This is a genomic window from Streptomyces stelliscabiei (assembly GCF_014873495.1).
GTDB classification, from domain to species: Bacteria; Actinomycetota; Actinomycetes; order Streptomycetales; family Streptomycetaceae; genus Streptomyces; species Streptomyces bottropensis.
Genome location: NZ_JADBGF010000001.1, coordinates 1573455 through 1590405, shown reverse-complemented (window position 1 = coordinate 1590405; position 16951 = coordinate 1573455). Strand labels below are relative to the sequence as shown.

Sequence of the window (16951 nt, the reverse complement as noted above, 5' to 3'; positions counted from 1 at the left end):
GCGGGGGCCCTTCGCGTCACGGGAGCAGCGGCGTGGGTCAACGTCCGCGCAGCACCACGATCGTGCCGGGTTCCACCCGCAGCCTGGCGTTCGCGCCCACCCTCGCGCCGTTCACCAGGTTCGTCGACGCGCCGAATCCCTTCGTGGTCAGGGTGTAGCGGCGGTCGTCGGTGGTGTTCATGGCGATCAGGTACGGGCCGTACACGCACCGGTGGAACGAGGCGCGCCCGGCGTACGGGGTCTCGACGCCCACCGCGCGCTCCGGCATGTCACGGGGCGGGATAGAAAGGGACCATGACTGAACGCGATGGTCCGGCAGGTGGCGTGGACGACGTCGATGAGGTGACGCGAGCGGTGCTCACCGCGTCGCGGCTGTTGGTCGCGATCTCCGCACGGTCACTCGCCGCCGTCGAGGAGCGGGTGACGCTGCCGCAGTTCCGCATGCTGGTGGTGCTGTCCATGCGGGGCGCGACCAAGCTCGTCGTACTCGCCGACCAGCTCCAGGTCGCCCCCTCCACGGCCATGCGGATGGTCGACCGGCTGATCGCGGCCGGACTCGCCGACCGCCGGACCAACCCCGGCAACCGCCGCGAGACCCTGCTGCAGCTCACCGACGAGGGCCGACGTGCCGTCGAGGACGTCATGGCCCGTCGGCGCACCGAACTCGCCACGGTCGTCGAGCGCCTCGCCCCGGACCAACGGGAGGCGCTCATCGGCGCGTTGACCGCGTTCAACACGGCGGGCGGGGAGCCCTCGGCTCCGGCGTCGGACGACACGGAGACGTATCCGCTCGGCTGGGTCGACACCTGGGTGGGCCGAGGCGCCTGAGGCTCCCGGCCGGCCCGCGCCCCAGCGCCACGGGAGGCGCGTCACTGCGTGGCACCACCGCCCCCGGAGCCGGCCGTCGACCCGTCGGTGGGGGTGGCCGTCGCCCCGTCCGTGGAGCCGGACGTCGACCCGCCCCCGGAGCCGGCCGTCGATCCGTCCGTGGGGGTGGCCGTCGGTGCGGACGTCCGCACGTTCAGATCGGGGCGGGGGGCCAGGACGACCATCGGCGCCCCAGGCTGGGGCACGGGCGGGGTGACCTGCTCCTTGGGGAGCTTCGGCGGGTTGGTCTGCTGGTAGTTGACCTGGTCGTGGTTGACCAGGCCGGTCTTCTCCAGCACGGTGATGTGGTCGAGCACGGTGTCGTTGGCCAGGTCGGCGAGTTGGCGCACCATGGTGTTCCTGGTACTGGCGCGGATCTTGGCGATGGCCGGGAAGATCTGGCCGTGCGTGACGCGCATGATGGTGACGGCGGTGGAGTCGAACTCCTTGCCGGTGGCCGCGTCGGCCGTCGCCACGAACTGCTGCTGTTGCGGGCTGGCCTGGTTGTTCAGGGTGATGCCCAGCTCGGGCGCGATCCGGCGGCACAGTTCGTCGAGCCCCGCGTGCCCGGCGACGAGATGCGCGCCCGCCTCCTTCATCTCCGACGTCGTACCGCGCTGCATGGCCATCTCGCCGAGCGGGTACTCCCACAGCCCCGCGGAACGCACCTTGATGACGAAGTCCCGGTCGGCCTCCGTGAGGGGGCCGTACCGGGTGTCGGCGATGATCCGGTCCGGGGTGGCGGTCGTCGTCCCGACCCCCACCAAAGCGGGATAGGCGAGCGCGGCGACGGTCATCACCAGACCGCCGCTCACGAAGATCGTTCCGATACTCCTTGTGCGTCGCATGGAAGGGGTGCCTCCTGGCAGCCGGGGAGTGGGTCACCAAGGGGTACGGGCGGGTTCGGCGAATGAATCATTGCTCTAGGTAAAATTTGCAGTGTGCTCGAATGGGAGGACGCGGCACGGGTTCCGTGCTGGGTTTCCGGCGTCACGAGTGGCGGGCCGTGGGTGGGCCGTGGGCGGGCTGCGAGCGGAACGCGAGGGGTGCGAGACCGGGCGGCGGGTCGGCGGGGCGGCGGGTCATGAGCGGTGTGAGGTCGGTGGCGGGTCGGTGCGCCCTGAGCGGTGCGGAGGGTGCGTCCCTGCTGGTCGAACGGGTCGTCGCGCGACGCGGTGGCGGCGGTGACGGCGGCGCTGCGCGCCCACGGGGGCGTGGGCCCTCACCGGCCTCCCGCCTCGGCGTGACCGTCTTCGAGGGGTTGCCGGCGTGGTCCCCACCTGGAGCGACCGCCCCTTGTCCCGGCGCCCGCCGAGTCCGTCGCCGCGGGGGAGTGGAAGCGCGAACCGTGACTCGTGTTGCAGATGCCCGTATCCTCGTCAATGCCAGATATTTCCGATAAGCGGATTGTCCAGGGCGCGAGTGAGGCCAGCGTGGTGCGGTCCGACGGCGAGCCGATCCTCACGGGACGTGCGACAGACGGCACGGGCCCCTCCCTTTTTCGTGACCGGGGCCCTGTCCTGTCCCGTGAGCGGTTTCTGCAGGGTGAGTCGCCGGCGACCGGTGTCCGGGCGTCGATCCTCAGCTCCTGGCAGCGGTGCCGGACCCTCGGGCTGTCGCCGGACCGGTCCGACCTCCCTTTCCGGGACGACTTCGACCGGGACGACCGGATCGCCCGCGCGGCCGTACCCGTGCTCGACCGGCTGGAGTCCAAGTTCGCCGGCAGCGCCATGAACATCTCCGTCGCCGACGCGAACGGCACCGTCCTGCTGCGCCGCTTCGGCGAGGCCTCGCTGGCCAGAGGACTCCCGGACATCCAGACCGTCCCGGGGTTCGTCTTCGCCGAACAGTTCGCCGGCACCAACGGCATCGGCCTCGCCCTGGCCGAACGGCGGCTCATCCGGGTCTACGGCGCCGAGCACTTCGCCGACCGCTCCCAGGCCAGCGCCTGCCGCGCGCTCCCCGTGCGTGACCCGCTCAGCGGCCGTATCGAGGGCGTCCTGTGTTTCGGATATCCGCGCGGCTTCGAGCACCCGGCGCTGGACGGTGTGATCCGCAAGGCGGCCGCGGCCATCGAACGGCGGCTGCTGTGGCAGAGTTCCGTGCGCGCACGTTCCCTGCTGCGGGCGTACGTGGACGCCGGGACCGAGGCGGGCGCGCACCCGCGGCACAGCGTCGGCGTCGAGGAACTGGTCCGCGGGCTGCGCCCCGCCGACCGGGCCACCCTCCTGGAGAAGGCCGCCGAGCTGATCTCCCGCGCGCAGCGGGCCGCCGTCGACGTACCCCTGACGGACGGCCTCCGGGTCACCCTCGTCAGCCGCCCGATGACCAGCGCCTCCGGAGTGCAGGGCGTCGCCGTCGAGGCGGTCCTGCCCGGGGCCTCACGGCACGAGGCCCTCGCCACCCCACGCCGGACCGAACCGGTGCCGAGCCTGTCCGCCGAGCCCGCGCGGCCCGTCGAACCCACCGGCGCCGCCACGGTCCGGCGCCTCCACGGCTCCCCCCTCGCCGTGACGCCCGGCCCGCTCACCGCCGTCCCCGCCCCCGGCCATCCACACACCCCCGCACCACCACCGGCCGGGTTCGCCGCGGCCGTCGACCTCGTCGCCCCCGACGAGCTCGCCCCCGACGAGCTCGCCCCCGACGAACTCACCGCCGACGGCGCCCCTGCCCCCGGCAGGGGACTCCTGCTGGTGGGGGAGCCCCACGTCGGCACCTACGCCCTGGCCGCGCGCCGCCGGCTGGAGCTGCTGTCCGAGGCCAGCGCCCGTATCGGAACCACCCTGGACGTGCGGCGCACCGCCCAGGAACTCGCCGAGACGGCGGTCCCGCGCCTCGCCGACTACGTCACCATCGACCTCGCCGAGCCCGTGCTGCGCGGCGAGGAGGCCGCGGACCCGCGCGCCGACCTGCGCCGCACGGTGGTTTACGGCATCCGCGACGACCTCCCCTTCAGCCCGGTCGGCAAACAGGTCGACTACGGCCCCACCGTCCCGCAGCTGCGCTCCCTGACCAGGGGGGAAGCGGTGCTGGAGCCGGACCTGAAGACGGCCGCGGGCTGGCTCGCACAGGACCCCGAGCACACCGACAGTCTGCTGAGCCACGTCCACTCCCTCATCGCGGTCCCCCTGGTCGCCCGGGGCGTCGTCCTGGGCGTGGCCGCCTTCTACCGGGCCCAGGACCCCGCCCCCTTCGGCGACGACGACCGCTCGCTGGCCCAGGAACTCGCCACCCGCGCCGCCCTGTCCATCGACAACGCCCGCCGCTACACCCGCGAACGCACCATGGTCCTCGCCCTGCAGCGCAGCCTGCTCCCGCAGGGGCTCCCCGACCAGGACACCGTCGAGGTCGCCCACCGCTACCTGCCCGCCGAATCCGACGTCGGCGGCGACTGGTACGACGTCATCCCGCTCCCCGGCGCCCGCATCGGACTCTTCGTCGGCGACGTCGTCGGCCACGGCCTGCTCTCCGCCGCGACCATGGGACGGGTCCGCACGGCGGCCCGCAGCTTCGCCGAACTCGACTTCCCCCCGGACGAGGTCCTCACCCACCTCGACAACCTCGTGGGCCGACTGGACCGGGAGGACCCCGTCTCCGACGGCGGCGGCATCATCGGCGCGACCTGTCTCTACGCCGTCTACGACCCGACCTCGCAGATGTGCAGCCTGGCCCGCGCCGGCCACCCGCCGCCCGCCCTGGTCGGCCCCGACGGCACCGTGTCGTTCCCCGAACTGCCCGCCGGACCTCCCCTCGGCCTCGGAGGGCTGCCCTTCGAAGCCGTCGACATCCACCTGCCCGAAGGCAGCCAGGTCGTCCTCTACACCGACGGCCTCATCGAGGACCGCGACCGTGACGTCGACCTGGTCCTCGACCAGCTGCGCGGGGTGCTGGCCCACACCGAGCGGAGCCCGGAGGAGACCTGCCGGGTCGTCCTGGACACGGTGGCACCCGCCCATCCGGGCGACGACATCGCCCTGCTCGTCGCCCGCACCCACGCCTTCGACCCGGGGCGGATCGCCACCTGGGAGCTGCCCGCCGATCCGGCCCGCGTCAGCGAGGTGCGCGCCGCCGCCCAACGGCAGATGGCCGACTGGGGCCTCGACGAAGCCGCGTTCGCCGCCGAGCTGATGCTCAGCGAACTGGTCACCAACGCCATCCGCCACGGCGCCGGACCCATCCGCGTACGACTGCTCCGCGACCGCTCCCTGATCTGCGAGGTCTCCGACACCAGCAGCACCGCTCCGCATCTGCGCCGGGCGGCCACCACCGACGAGGGCGGCCGGGGCCTGTTCCTCGTCGCCCAGCTGTCCCAGAGCTGGGGCACGCGCTACACCCCGGAGGGCAAGGTCATCTGGGCCCAGTGCGGGCTCGACGGCGGCTGACGCGACCGACGTCGACCGGTACTCAAATGCCGCGAAGGAAGCGATATCGGTGGTTAGTATCGCTGGCGCAAGCAGAAGCCGGAAGAACTCGCCAGGCCGACCCCCGGAGCTGTCCGTGCACGACGCTCACGACACCTCTGCGCAGCCGGTCCCGCCCGGTGGGCCCCAACCACTGGTCCGCGTCCGGGGCCTCACCAAACGCTTCGGCGGCACCCTGGCCCTGGCCGGCGTCGACCTCGACGTGCACGCCGGCAGCGTCCTCGCGCTCCTCGGCCCCAACGGAGCCGGAAAGTCCACCCTCATCAAGATCCTCGCCGGCGTCCACCGCGCCGACGCGGGCCACGTCACCGTGGACGGACACCCGCTCGCGAGCCGCACCGCCTCCCCCCACCTCGCCTTCATCCACCAGGACCTCGGCCTCGTCGAGTGGATGACGGTCGCCGAGAACATCGCCCTGGGCACCGGATACGCGCGCCGCGCCGGACTGATCTCCTGGCGACGCACCCGGGAGGGCTGCACCGAGGCGCTCGCCCTCGTCGGCGGACATCTCGACCCCGACGCGCCGATCGCCCGGCTCGCCCCCGCCGAGCGGTCCCTGGTCGCCATCGCCCGCGCCCTGGCCACCCGGGCGAAGCTCATCGTCCTCGACGAACCGACCGCCCGCCTGCCCGCCGCGGACTGCGCCCGCCTCTTCGGCGTCCTGCACACCCTGCGCGACCGGGGCCACGGCATCCTCTACGTCAGCCACCGCCTCGACGAGGTCTACGAGGTCGCCGACACCTTCGCCGTCCTGCGCGACGGCCGCCTCGTCAGCCACGGTTCGACGGCGGACCACGGCCCCCTGCGCCTGGTGCGGGACATCACCGGCGAGGAACCGCCCGCCCACCGTCCCCCACCTGCCCGGGCCCACCCGCGCCGTGTCCCCGCCCCCGGCGCCCCGCCGGTCCTGGCCCTCGACGGCGTGAGCACCCTCGGCGCGGGACCGGTCGACCTGGAGCTGAGAGCGGGGGAGGCCCTCGGCCTGGTCGGACTGTCGGGTGCCGGGCACATGGACCTCGGCCGGGCCCTCGCCGGCGCCCGGCCCCTCCTCGGGGGACAGGTCCTCCTCGACGGCGACCCCTACCGCCCCCGCACCGTCGCCGACGCCGTCCGACGCGGGGTCGCCCTCGTCCCCGGCGACCGGCAGCGCGAGGGCTGGCTCCCCGAACTGACCGTGCGGGAGAACCTGCTGGCCAACCCCCGCGCCGGAGACGGGCCGGCGCCCCGCTGGATCAGCCCCCGCCGTGAACGCGCCACGGCCGCCGCGCTCGTCGAACGGTTCTCGGTACGGCCGCGCGACAGCGAGGCCCCCATCGCCGTCCTGTCCGGCGGGAACCAGCAGAAGGTCATGATCGGCCGCTGGCTGCGGACCGGTCTGCGTCTGCTGATCCTGGAGGAACCCACGGCGAGCGTGGACATCGGCGCCAAGGCGGCCGTCCACCGGCTGCTCGGCGAGGCACAGGCCGACGGCCTCGCGGTCCTCCTCATCTCCACCGACTTCGAGGAGGTGGCGGGCGTGTGCGAGCGGGCCCTGGTCCTCGTCCGCGGAGCCGTGACCGCCGAACTGACCGGGGCGGCCCTCACGGTCGCGGCCCTCACCCGGGCCGCCTCGGCCATGCCCCCCGCCGGCACCGCGACGGCCCCATGACCGCCCCGCCCTCCCCGTCCGCACCGCGCCCCCGCCGCCCGCGCACGCCGAAAGGGCCTGCCCCCGGCACCCGTACGGGCGGGCAACTCCTCGGCGCCTACGGCCTCCTGGGCCTGACCGCCCTGCTGGTCCTGTTCTTCTCCCTGACCCTGCCGCGCACCTTCCCCACCCTGGACACCGTCGACTCGATCCTCTCCACCCAGTCGATCCCGGCCGTCCTCGCGCTGGCCGCCATGGTCCCCATCGTGACCGGCGCGTTCGACCTGTCCATCGGCTACGGTCTCGGCCTGGCGCACGTCATGGTGCTGTACCTGATCGTCGACGCCGGCTGGCCCTGGCCGCTCGCCTGCCTCGCCGTGACCGTCGGCGGGACGGTCGTGGGCGTCCTCAACGGCGTCATCGTCGAGTTCGGCCGCATCGACTCCTTCATCGCCACCCTCGGGACCGGCAGCATGATGTACGCCGTGACCGGCTGGGTCACCGACGGCAGCCGGATCGTCCCCGGCCCCCAGGGCCTCCCACCCGCCTTCACCGACCTCTACACCTCCACGTTGCTCGGCCTCCCGGTCCCCGCCTTCTACGTGCTGGCGCTCACCGTCGTCCTCTGGCTGGTGCTGGAACGGCTCCCGGTCGGCCGCTACCTGTACGTCGTCGGGTCCAACCCGCGCGCCGCCGACCTCGTCGGCATCCCTGTCCGCAGATACACCGTCTGCGCCTTCGCCGCGTCCGGCCTGATCGTCGGCCTCGCCGGAGTGCTGCTCGCGGCCCAGCAGCAGATCGGCAACCCCAGCGTCGGCCTCGACTACCTGCTGCCCGCCTTCGTCGGCGCCCTCCTCGGCTCCACCGCGATCAGACCCGGCCGCCCCAACGCCCTGGGCACCCTCGTCGCCGTCACCGTCCTCGCCGTCGGCCTCACCGGCATCGCCCAGATGGGCGCCGACTTCTGGACGGTGCCCCTGTTCCACGGCGGCACCCTGCTCCTCGCCGTCGGCCTCGCCGGATACGCCGCCCGCCGCCGCATGCACACCGGCGTCCTCGCGGCCCGCGACGCACCCGTCGACCCGGCGGAGCCGCCGCCGGGCGGTACCCCATGACCCAGGTCGCGCGCCCCGCCGCCGCGCCCCCACCGCCCCCCGGCCGCGCCCTCCCGCTGGTCCCTTCGCGAGGAGCCCTCGTGCACCACAGAACCAAGACCGCCGCCGGCGCCCGCGGAGCCCGGTGTGCGGCCACCGCGCTGCTGACGGTGACCACCGTCCTGCTCGCAGGCTGCGAACGCGGATCGTCGAGCGATCCGGAGACCTCCGCCTCGGGCCCCAACGGCTGCCCGAAGGTCCATGCCGAGGCCCGGGCCGCCGTCGGCCGGGCGGAGCGGACCGATATCCCCTGGAACGGCCCGACCTCCGGCCCCGAGGCCGTGACCGGCAGAACCATCGTGTACGTCGCCCAGACCATGACCAACCCCGGAGTCGCGGGCGCCGCCGACGGCGTCCGGCAGGCCGCGCGGGCCATCGGCTGGAACGTCCGGGTCGTCGACGGCGGCGGCACCCCCGCCGGTATCCAGGCGGCGATGAGCGAGGCGGTGACGCTGCGCCCCTCGGGCATCGTCGTCGGCGGCTTCGACCCCGGCGCGACCTCGCAGCAGATCGCCCGTGCCGAGCGGGCGGGCATCCCCGTCATCGGCTGGCACGCGGTCGCCGCACCCGGCCCCAGCAGGCGTCCCGCCCTCTTCACCAACATCACCACCCAGGTCGAGGACGTCGCCAGGATCAGCGCGCAGTGGGTCGTCTCGACCTCCGACGGCGACGCCGGGGTCGTGATCCTCACCGACGCCTCCATCCCCTTCGCCAAGAACAAGTCCGACCTGATCAGAGCCGAACTCGCCACGTGCGCGGGCGTGAAGCTCCTGTCGTACGTGAACATCCCGATCCCCGACGCGAGCAGCCGCACCCCCCGCGAGGTGGCCTCGCTCCTGTCCCGCTTCCAGGACCGGTGGACCCACTCCGTCGCCATCAACGACCTGTACTTCGCCGATGCCGCGCCCGCCTTCCGTGCGGCCGGCAAGGACGGCTCGGGTCCGCCCTTCAACATCGGCGCCGGGGACGGCGACCCCTCCGCCTTCCAGCGCGTCGACAGCGGCCAGTACCAGGCGGCCACCGTCCCCGAACCGCTCACCCTGCAGGGCTGGCAGATCGTCGACGAGTTCAACCGCGCCTTCTCGGGCCGCCCGGCCAGCGGCTATGTGGCTCCCGTCCACATCAGCACGGCCGACAACAGCGAAGGCGCCACGAGCTGGGACCCGTCGGGCTACCGGGAGGGGTACCGGAAGATCTGGGGCAGATGACCGCGCCACCTCGCCCGCGCGTGCGCCCGACAGCCCACGCCGGGTGCGACCGCGGTGCCGGCTGCGGCCGCCGCGGTGGTCACAGACGCAGGACGATCAGTGCCGTGTCGTCGGTGTTGCCGGAGGGTGGGAGGAGATCCGCCAGCAGGGCGTCGGCCAGGGTCTCGGGGTCGTGCTTGCGGTGGTGGGTCAGGGAGTCGGCGAGGCGCCGCAGGCCCGTGTCGATGGCCTCGGTGCGGCGCTCGATCAGCCCGTCCGTGTAGAGGACCAGGGTGGAGTTTTCGACGAAGGACGTGCAGGCCTCGGGCCGGGCGGCGTGGGTGGGCCGGGCGGCGAGCGGCGGGTCGGTGGCGTGGTCGAGGAAGGTGACGGTGCCGTCGGGGTGCATGAGGGCGGGCGGGGGGTGGCCCGCGCAGCTGTAGGTGATGGTGTGGCTGTCCCAGTCGATGAAGGTCGTCACCACGGTGGTCGACTCGGCGCCCTCGACGGAGCGGGCGTAGAGGTCGAGGGCCTCCAGCGCCTGCGCCGGACCGTCGGAGAGACGGGTGGCCCCGCTCAGGGCGCTGCGCAGCTGCCCCATGGCGCAGGCGGCCGCCAGACCGTGGCCGACGACGTCCCCCACGGCCACCGCGAGGCCCTCCCCGGGCAGGCCGACCAGGTCGTACCAGTCGCCGCACACGTTCAGCGCGCCGATGGCCGGCCGGTACCGTACGGCCGCGTCGTGCTGTCCGGTCGGGCCGGGCGGGGGCAGCATCGCGGCCTGCAGGGCCAGGGCCACCTCGCGTTCGTGGGCGTGGGCCGTGCGCAGCCGTTCGTTGACCTCCTGCAGTTCCCGGGCGCGGGTGTACAGCTCGGCCTCCAGCACCTGGGCCCGGCCGTCGCCTCCGGGGCCGCCGCGGGCGCGGATGAGTTCGGTGACCTCCTCCACCCGGTGGACGATCAGGGCCACCTTCCCGTCGGGGCCGATCACGGGCGCGTTGACCGGGCTCCAGTAGTGCTCCTGCCAGGAGCCGGGGCGCTCGGCGTCCTCGATGTCGTAGCGGAGCAGCGCCATCGTGTCGCGCTCGCCGGTGACCACCGCGCGCAGCATCGACTCCCGGGTCTCCCGCATGCCGGCCGCGGCCGGTTCGTTCGGGTTCTCGGGGAAGACGTCGAAGATGTACCGGCCCAGCAGCTGCTCGCGGGAGCGCCCGGCGAGCCGCAGGAAGTCGTCGTTGGCGTCGACGTACACGAGATCGGGCGTGAGCAGCGCCACCATGCCGGGCAGGGCCCGGAAGACCTCCGCATAGTCGATATGCGGTTCCCTCATGTCCAGCCTGCCTTGGCGCCGAGCGTCGGTGTGCCGTTCCACGATAGGCGTGAACGGGCCACGGGACCCGGCAGATCCGCAGCATCGCCGACGCGCTTCGGCCGCCCCCGCCACGAGGGACGTCCCACGTCTCTCCCGCACCACCACGTCCCGGCCGCCTCCGGGCCGCCGACCAGCCACGCGCATCCGATGGGGTGGGAAGGACCGAAAGAGTGAAGCCCGGAAAGAGCGCTTGATCCGCCCTCTCCGGTCTGCTCCACTCCTTCGGGCTCTTCTTCGGGCCCTTCCACGCCGTTCCGCACCGCGTCGGACGGTGCCGGTCAGTCCGCACCGCGTCGGACGGTGCCGGTCAGTCCGCACCGCGTCGGACGGTGCCCTGGGTCAGAAGATGCCCGGGCCGGGGGTCAGGATCCCGAACGGGTCGTAGCGCTGCTTCCACTCGGAGAACCGCGGCCACATCGAGCCGTAGTGCGCCCGCCAGTCGGCCGCGGTGAAGGCACACGCGCCGTGCGGGTAGCGCACCCCGCCCACGGCCGCCGCGTCCTGGTAGAAGCGGTAGTTGCGGTCCATCATCCGTGCCGCGAAGTCGGGGTCGGGGCCGGAGCGCGCGGCGTCGGTCAGCACGCTGACCAGCCAGACCCAGGGCCCGCCCGCATCGCTGGGCAGCCGCAGCAGCGGTCGGCGGTAGCTCGAACGCAGCATCGGGAAGACCAGCCCGAAGCCGGTCGGGCCCAGGTCCTCCGCGGTCAGCGACGAGAACACCGACGCGACGTACTCCTCGACGGCGTCGTCCGGCAGGAACAGGTCCGACCAGGGCTTGACCTTCGCGTCCCAGTCCAGGTTCGCCGCGAAGGAGTCGTACATGGTGGTGACCAGGGAGATGTAGTCGAGGTAGGGGGAGTCCTCGAAGGCCGCCGTGGCCGCGGCGGGGCTGAGACCGCGCAGCAGGTGGGACGTGTCGGGTGCGTCCCCGGGGTTGTGGAAGACGGTGGCCCACAGTGTCAGGGGCTGCGCGGTGCCCGGCTGGGGGATGCTGCCGAGGGAATCGAACTCGCCCCGGTTCGCCAGGACGCGGACGTCCCGGAAGAACGTCGGGATGTCCGGGTACCCGATCCGGTACGTGCGGGCCAGCTGTTTGGCGGGCACGAGGTCGACGGTGGCCCGCGTGATCACTCCGCACTGGCCGAGCCCGGCGAGCGCCGCCTCGAACAGATCGGTGTTCTGCGTGTCGGAGCACCACCGCAGCCGGCCGTCGCCCGTGACCACCTGCAGCTGATCGGCGTGGTCGACCTGGGCACCGGCCCGGTAGGCCGACATCATCCCGATGCCGCCCATGGACAGGGTCCCGCCGACCGTCGTGCCGAGGTAGCTGGTGATCGACGCCGGGGTGAGGCCCCGCTCGTACGCGGCCGCGATCAGGTCCTGCCACAGCACACCGGCGTCGACGTCGGCGCCGTCCGTGCCGATCGAGTGGATGGTGTCCAGCGACCGCATCTCGATGACCAGGCCGCCGCTCACGAGCGGCTGGCCGAACATCGCGTGGTGCGCGCCGGCCGGGGCGACCTCGATGCCGTGGTCGGCGCAGAAGCCGACCATCTTCCGGATGTCCTGCACGGAACCCGGCCGGAGTACCGCGCACGGTCTGAGGAACACGATGTTGCCCTGGTCGTGCGCATTGGCCGCGAGGGACGCGGCGTCGAAGACGAGGGTGCCGTCGAGCGGGGGCACGGTGGCGAACGCGGAGTTCTCCGCTGCCGCCGCCTCGGGCACCCACTGCCGGGCGATCAGGTCGAAGCCGGCCACGAGGGCCACCGTCCCGGCTCCGAACCGGGCCAGGAACTGACGCCTGTTGAGGGCACTGTGTTCTTTGTGCGACATGACAGCCTCCGTGATGTCGACGCGGCGGATCGTCGGCACGCCGCCGCGGGTTCGTCGTCCTTTTCTCGGAGCGGAATCAGCCGGGCGAGCCGTGCCGGCCGACGGCCGGGCACCGCGGTGCGTGGCGCGAACCGAGCCCGGAGCCGGGCCGGCGCTCCCCACGCACAGCGATCTCCCCCTGACGTTCCGCTTACCGCCCATCATGACTTCCGGGGGGCTTTCCGCGCGACGGTCCGGATCATCAACCGCGGTCCGAGACAAGGCCGGTGGACGACTACACGAGTCAACGCCGCTCGCGGGTACGGCAGTCGACTGCGGCAATGCGGCTTGTGCCCGTGTTCAACACATTCCGGTTGGGCTCAACTGCCGGGACAAGTGCCCTGGTTGACGCCTCGTCATCAGCTTGAGTGATGATACGATCACGGCACTTACCGAGTGGACGGATGGGTGCAAAAGGAGCATCCGTCGTCCTTGGTGAATTCCTCGTGGCAACCCTGGAATGGCTGACCTTCGGTATGTGTGAATTGACAGGAATTCAGTAGCTGGCTATCGGCCGCCTGAAGAGGGTCTCATGACGCAATACATACAAAATTCGGCGCTGTGGGCACTCCTTGTCGTAACCCTTGTCGCCGCCACCCTCATCGTTCGTCAGCGACGGGCGGCGCGGACATTACGGCAGGAGATCGCAGGGCTCAAGAACCACTACGGTGAGCTGGAGAGCCACTACACGGAGTCCGTCCGCACGGCCCAGCAGGAAGCCGAAGGCGAGACGAGGACCGCGCTGAAGTCCGCCATGCGGACCCTGCAGGGCCTCGCCGCCGAACAGCAGCGCATCATCTCCGGACTGCAGCGCAAGTACGGCGACTCCGTCATGCTCCAGGACCTCCTGGAGATCGACCACATGAACGCGCAGTTCGGCCGGCGGGCCCAGTCCATCGCCGTCCTGTGCGAGGGCTGGCTCGGCCGGCACCGCGACGTCGCCTCGGTCTACGACGTGGTCCGCAGCGCCCAGGGCAGGATCCGCCACTTCCAGCGGGCGCACATCCTGTCCAAGGTCGACTTCGGCGTCACCAGCCGGGCCGTCGAACCGGTGGCACTGGCCCTCGCGGAACTGCTCGACAACGCGACCAGCTACTCCAGCCCGGACACCGTGGTCGAGATCAACGTCCGCTCCGTGCCCAAGGGCGTCTGCATCATCGTCGACGACGCCGGTGTCGGCATGAACGAGGAGGAGAAGGCCAGGGCCGAGAAGCTCCTGACGAGCGAGCGGGCCACGGGCGTCTCCGGACTGGGCAACCCTCCGCAGTTCGGCTTCGCGGTGATCGGCGTGCTCTGCGAGCGGTTCGGCTTCACCGTGTCGGTGGACTCCACCTCCCCCTACGGAGGCGTGCGAGCGGTCGTGCTGCTGCCCGACGACCTGCTCACCGACATGCCGGTGCCCAAGCAGCCGGCCGCGTCGGTGGAGTCGGTCGCGCCGAGGGAGGAGCCGTCGGCCGTCGAGACGCGCCCCTCGGCGTACGAGCCGGTCCCCGAACCCGCGCTGCCCCTCGGCACGACCGAGGACGGCCTGCCCAAGCGGCGGCGCAAGCGGCCGATGGCCCTGGTCTCGACCGGTCCGTCCGCCGCCCCGGCCGCCCCCAAGCGCCGCAGTGAGGAGACGGCAGCCATCATGGCCGCCTTCAAGCAGGGCACGGACGCCGGCCGCGCCACACATCCGGAGGGGGAGCGGCCGGGCGGAACCCGTGACGCGAGCAGTGAAGGGCACGAGGTCCAATGAACAACGATCTTTCCTGGATGCTTGACAGCGCCTTGGAGATCCCCGGAGCCCTCCACGCGGTTCTGGTCTCCTCCGACGGGCTGCTGAGGGCACGCTCGAAGGACGTGGACAAGGACGACGCCGACAAGGCCGCCGCCGCGATGAGCGGCATGCAGTCGCTCAGCCGGTCCCTGGCGTTCTTCTGCTCCCGCTCGGACCTGCGCTGGCAGCAGACCCTCGTCGAGTTCGACGGCGGCTGGATCTTCCTCATCTCCGCCGGCGACGGCGCCTACCTCGCCGTGTCGGCCTCCTCCGACGTCGACATGGCCGACATCACCTTCCGTATGCAGCAACTCGTCGGACAACTGGGCAAGGTCATGACCGCCCCGCCCCGGGAGAGCAGCGTGGTACGGCCATGACCGATTCCGACAGGCACGAGCACGAAGCCGCCGAATTAGTACGCCCGTACGTCATCACCGGTGGCCGCAGCCTTCCCGGGGAGAGTCAGTTCTCCCTCATCACGCTGGTCACGGCGGTCGTCGACCAGCAGCAGCGGCCTGCCCGCCTCTCACCCGAGGAGCAGAACCTGCTGGGGATGTGCGTCGGCGGTTACCTCTCCGTCGCCGAGATCTCCGGACACCTGCACCTGCCGGTGGGGGTCGTGAAGATCCTGCTGGCGGCCCTCTCCGAGGCCGGCTACCTCGTCACCCGCCCGCCGGCGACCCGTGCGCCCGTCGCCAACCTGCAGATCCTCGAGGAGGTGCTCCATGGTCTCCAGTCCAAGTTTGGATGAGCGGGCCTACGTTCCCGGCGGAGAGACGCAGACCGCCGTGAAGATCCTGGTCGTCGGGCACTTCGCGGTGGGCAAGACCACGTTCATCGGGTCGATCTCCGAGATCTCGCCGCTCTCCACCGAGGAGACGATGACCCAGGCTGGCGAGGCGATCGACGATCTCAAGGGCGTCCAGGGCAAGACCACCACCACGGTCGCCATGGACTTCGGTCGCCTCACCGTCAGCGACCGTGTCGTGCTGTACCTCTTCGGCACACCCGGCCAGCAGCGCTTCGTACAGATGTGGGAGGACATGGCACGCGGCGCCCTCGGGGCGCTCGTGCTCGTCGACCCCGAGCGGCTGGCCGACTCGTTCGCCGTGATCGACCTGATCGAGCAGTACGGACTCGACTACGCGATCGCGGTCAACCATTTCGACGGCACGTCCATACGTGACGCCAGGGCACTGCGCGAAGCGCTCGATCTGCTCGACGACACCCCCATCGTCACCTGCGACGCGCGGGACGAGCGGTCGTCGGCCGAAGCACTGATCACGCTGGTCCGCTACTTGATGGACCGCGCCCGTTAGGAGCAGAGCAGACATGACCTCCGATTCCACCTTCCCCGCACCCCCGCCCGGCTGCCCGGCCCACGACAGCGGGATGCGGGTCCCGCTGTACGGACCGGAGTACGCCGCCGACCCGCAGGCGTACTACGCCTACATGCGGCACTACGGGCAGACCGCACCGGTCGAGATCGCGCCCGGCGTCGACGCCACCCTCGTCACCGACCACGCGACCGCGCTGAGGCTCCTCCAGGACTCCGGCAACTTCCGCAAGGACGCGCGCCGTTGGCGGGACGTCGCCGAAGGCAAGATCGGCCCGGACAGCCCCGTCGTCCCCATGCTGGGGTACCGCCCCAACGCCATGTTCACCGACGGTGCCGAACACGCCCGGCTCCGCCAGGCCATCACCGACAGCCTGGCCAAGGTCGACTCCCGCCGCATCAGCGACATGACCAAGCGGGCCTCCGACTACCTCCTGGCCCAGGTCTCCGCCCGCGGCTCCATCGACCTGATGAACGACTACGTCAAGCAGCTGCCGCTGCTCGTGTTCAACGAGCTGTTCGGCTGCCCGGCGGACATCGGCGACCGGGTCGTCTTCGGCATCTCCGGAGTCTTCGAGGGCGTCAACGCCGAGAAGGCCAACGCGGTACTGGGACAGGCCGTGTTCGAACTGGTCGCGCTCAAGCGCGCCAGGCCCGCCGACGACGTCACCTCCTACCTGATGCGGCACGAGGCACGGCTGACCGACGAGGAACTCGTCCACCAGCTGATCCTGCTCCTCGGCGCGGGTGCCGAACCGCTGCGCAACCTCATCGGCAACACCCTGCACCGGCTGCTCCTGCACGACCGGTACGCCGACGGCGGCCTCATCGAGGAGGCCATCGACGACACGCTGTGGGAGAACCCGCCCATGGCGAACTACGCGCCCCACTACCCCGCCATCGACCTGGAGTTCGGCGGCACGAAGATGCGGGCCGGCGATCTCGTCCTCGTCAGCATGACGGCGGCCAACACCGACCCGGCGCTCGCGACGGCCCGTCAGACCGGCGGCCGGCGCGCGCACCTGTCCTGGAGCGCGGGCCCGCACGCCTGCCCCTCCAAGGAACTCGCCCGCCTCGTCACCATGGTGGCCATCGAGAACCTGCTCAACCGTCTGCACGACATCGAACTCGCGGTGCCCGAGGACAGCCTCACCTGGCGACCCGGCCCCTTCCACCGCGCGCTCGCCGCGCTTCCCTGCCGCTTCACCCCGCAGGTGATGCAGCGTCCGGCCCCGCCCCGGGCGGAGACGGCCGCACGCGGCGACAACGCCCCCGCGGGCCGGAAGACCGAGCGAGGGGTGTGGGGCTCCTTCCTGTCCTGGTTGAAGGGGTGACACCCGCAACCGCCTGTGA

Annotated in this window: 14 protein-coding genes; 10 read left to right on the top strand and 4 right to left on the bottom strand. The window is 72.0% G+C overall.

What is annotated here, in order from left to right; all coding sequences use genetic code 11:
• Nucleotides 1-37: 37 nt before the first annotated feature.
• The gene (locus H4687_RS06880) at nucleotides 38-268 is read right to left on the bottom strand and encodes a hypothetical protein (protein ID WP_179860189.1); all 231 of its coding nucleotides are present in this window, start codon (nucleotides 266-268) and stop codon (nucleotides 38-40) included.
• 26 nt (nucleotides 269-294) lie between these two features.
• Here H4687_RS06880 and H4687_RS06875 point away from each other — a divergent pair, with 26 nt between their 5' ends.
• On the top strand, nucleotides 295-828 hold the full coding sequence (locus H4687_RS06875) for a MarR family winged helix-turn-helix transcriptional regulator (protein WP_046915300.1): 534 nt from the start codon (nucleotides 295-297) through the stop codon (nucleotides 826-828).
• 41 nt (nucleotides 829-869) lie between these two features.
• Here the strand turns inward: H4687_RS06875 and H4687_RS06870 are convergent, their stop codons facing one another.
• Entirely contained in the window at nucleotides 870-1715 is an 846-nt protein-coding gene (locus tag H4687_RS06870; protein WP_078907110.1) for a DUF4142 domain-containing protein, read from the bottom strand.
• Between the two features lie 585 nt (nucleotides 1716-2300).
• Between H4687_RS06870 and H4687_RS06865 the strand changes: the two genes are divergently transcribed.
• The 4 genes from H4687_RS06865 to H4687_RS06850 all read left to right on the top strand — a co-directional run bounded on the left by H4687_RS06865 (nucleotide 2301) and on the right by H4687_RS06850 (nucleotide 9277).
• Nucleotides 2301-5249: a SpoIIE family protein phosphatase gene (locus H4687_RS06865; RefSeq protein ID WP_050398132.1), complete on the top strand. Its 2949-nt coding sequence runs from the start codon at nucleotides 2301-2303 to the stop codon at nucleotides 5247-5249.
• 115 nt (nucleotides 5250-5364) lie between these two features.
• On the top strand, nucleotides 5365-6936 hold the full coding sequence (locus H4687_RS06860; protein WP_050398133.1) for a sugar ABC transporter ATP-binding protein: 1572 nt from the start codon (nucleotides 5365-5367) through the stop codon (nucleotides 6934-6936).
• Nucleotides 6933-8030 (top strand): ABC transporter permease, encoded by a 1098-nt coding sequence (locus H4687_RS06855; protein ID WP_050398134.1) that lies wholly within the window; start codon nucleotides 6933-6935, stop codon nucleotides 8028-8030. Before H4687_RS06860 ends, H4687_RS06855 begins: the two co-directional genes overlap by 4 nt.
• A gap of 80 nt (nucleotides 8031-8110) precedes the next feature.
• Nucleotides 8111-9277: a substrate-binding domain-containing protein gene (locus tag H4687_RS06850; RefSeq protein ID WP_050398135.1), complete on the top strand. Its 1167-nt coding sequence runs from the start codon at nucleotides 8111-8113 to the stop codon at nucleotides 9275-9277.
• Nucleotides 9278-9356: 79 nt separating this feature from the next.
• On the opposite strand, the gene H4687_RS06845 is transcribed toward H4687_RS06850, so the two are convergent.
• Complete coding sequence (locus tag H4687_RS06845; protein ID WP_046912912.1) at nucleotides 9357-10586, bottom strand: PP2C family protein-serine/threonine phosphatase; 1230 nt, start codon at nucleotides 10584-10586, stop codon at nucleotides 9357-9359.
• A gap of 381 nt (nucleotides 10587-10967) precedes the next feature.
• Nucleotides 10968-12464, bottom strand: a complete 1497-nt coding sequence (locus tag H4687_RS06840; protein WP_046912915.1) for an FAD-binding protein — start codon at nucleotides 12462-12464, stop codon at nucleotides 10968-10970.
• Nucleotides 12465-13035: 571 nt separating this feature from the next.
• On the opposite strand from H4687_RS06840, the gene H4687_RS06835 reads away from it, so the two are divergent.
• The 5 genes from H4687_RS06835 to H4687_RS06815 are packed head-to-tail and all read left to right on the top strand — an operon-like array spanning nucleotide 13036 to nucleotide 16932.
• Nucleotides 13036-14241 (top strand): sensor histidine kinase, encoded by a 1206-nt coding sequence (locus tag H4687_RS06835; protein ID WP_046912911.1) that lies wholly within the window; start codon nucleotides 13036-13038, stop codon nucleotides 14239-14241.
• Nucleotides 14238-14639: a roadblock/LC7 domain-containing protein gene (locus H4687_RS06830; protein WP_005475236.1), complete on the top strand. Its 402-nt coding sequence runs from the start codon at nucleotides 14238-14240 to the stop codon at nucleotides 14637-14639. The genes H4687_RS06835 and H4687_RS06830 overlap by 4 nt, the downstream gene beginning before the upstream one ends.
• Nucleotides 14636-15013 (top strand): DUF742 domain-containing protein, encoded by a 378-nt coding sequence (locus H4687_RS06825; RefSeq protein ID WP_005475232.1) that lies wholly within the window; start codon nucleotides 14636-14638, stop codon nucleotides 15011-15013. The genes H4687_RS06830 and H4687_RS06825 overlap by 4 nt, the downstream gene beginning before the upstream one ends.
• Nucleotides 14988-15581: a GTP-binding protein gene (locus H4687_RS06820; protein ID WP_013005331.1), complete on the top strand. Its 594-nt coding sequence runs from the start codon at nucleotides 14988-14990 to the stop codon at nucleotides 15579-15581. Before H4687_RS06825 ends, H4687_RS06820 begins: the two co-directional genes overlap by 26 nt.
• A gap of 13 nt (nucleotides 15582-15594) precedes the next feature.
• Nucleotides 15595-16932 (top strand): cytochrome P450, encoded by a 1338-nt coding sequence (locus tag H4687_RS06815; protein WP_046912910.1) that lies wholly within the window; start codon nucleotides 15595-15597, stop codon nucleotides 16930-16932.
• Nucleotides 16933-16951: the final 19 nt, after the last annotated feature.

Excerpts from the sequence above, each read along its gene's own strand:
- H4687_RS06880 (WP_179860189.1), bottom strand. The coding sequence starts at position 268 with ATGCCGGAGCGCGCGGTGGGCGTCGAGACCCCGTACGCCGGGCGCGCC.
- H4687_RS06875 (WP_046915300.1), top strand. The coding sequence starts at position 295 with ATGACTGAACGCGATGGTCCGGCAGGTGGCGTGGACGACGTCGATGAG.
- H4687_RS06870 (WP_078907110.1), bottom strand. The coding sequence starts at position 1,715 with ATGCGACGCACAAGGAGTATCGGAACGATCTTCGTGAGCGGCGGTCTG.
- H4687_RS06855 (WP_050398134.1), top strand. The coding sequence starts at position 6,933 with ATGACCGCCCCGCCCTCCCCGTCCGCACCGCGCCCCCGCCGCCCGCGC.
- H4687_RS06845 (WP_046912912.1), bottom strand. The coding sequence starts at position 10,586 with ATGAGGGAACCGCATATCGACTATGCGGAGGTCTTCCGGGCCCTGCCC.
- H4687_RS06840 (WP_046912915.1), bottom strand. The coding sequence starts at position 12,464 with ATGTCGCACAAAGAACACAGTGCCCTCAACAGGCGTCAGTTCCTGGCC.
- H4687_RS06835 (WP_046912911.1), top strand. The coding sequence starts at position 13,036 with ATGACGCAATACATACAAAATTCGGCGCTGTGGGCACTCCTTGTCGTA.
- H4687_RS06830 (WP_005475236.1), top strand. The coding sequence starts at position 14,238 with ATGAACAACGATCTTTCCTGGATGCTTGACAGCGCCTTGGAGATCCCC.
- H4687_RS06825 (WP_005475232.1), top strand. The coding sequence starts at position 14,636 with ATGACCGATTCCGACAGGCACGAGCACGAAGCCGCCGAATTAGTACGC.
- H4687_RS06820 (WP_013005331.1), top strand. The coding sequence starts at position 14,988 with ATGGTCTCCAGTCCAAGTTTGGATGAGCGGGCCTACGTTCCCGGCGGA.
- H4687_RS06815 (WP_046912910.1), top strand. The coding sequence starts at position 15,595 with ATGACCTCCGATTCCACCTTCCCCGCACCCCCGCCCGGCTGCCCGGCC.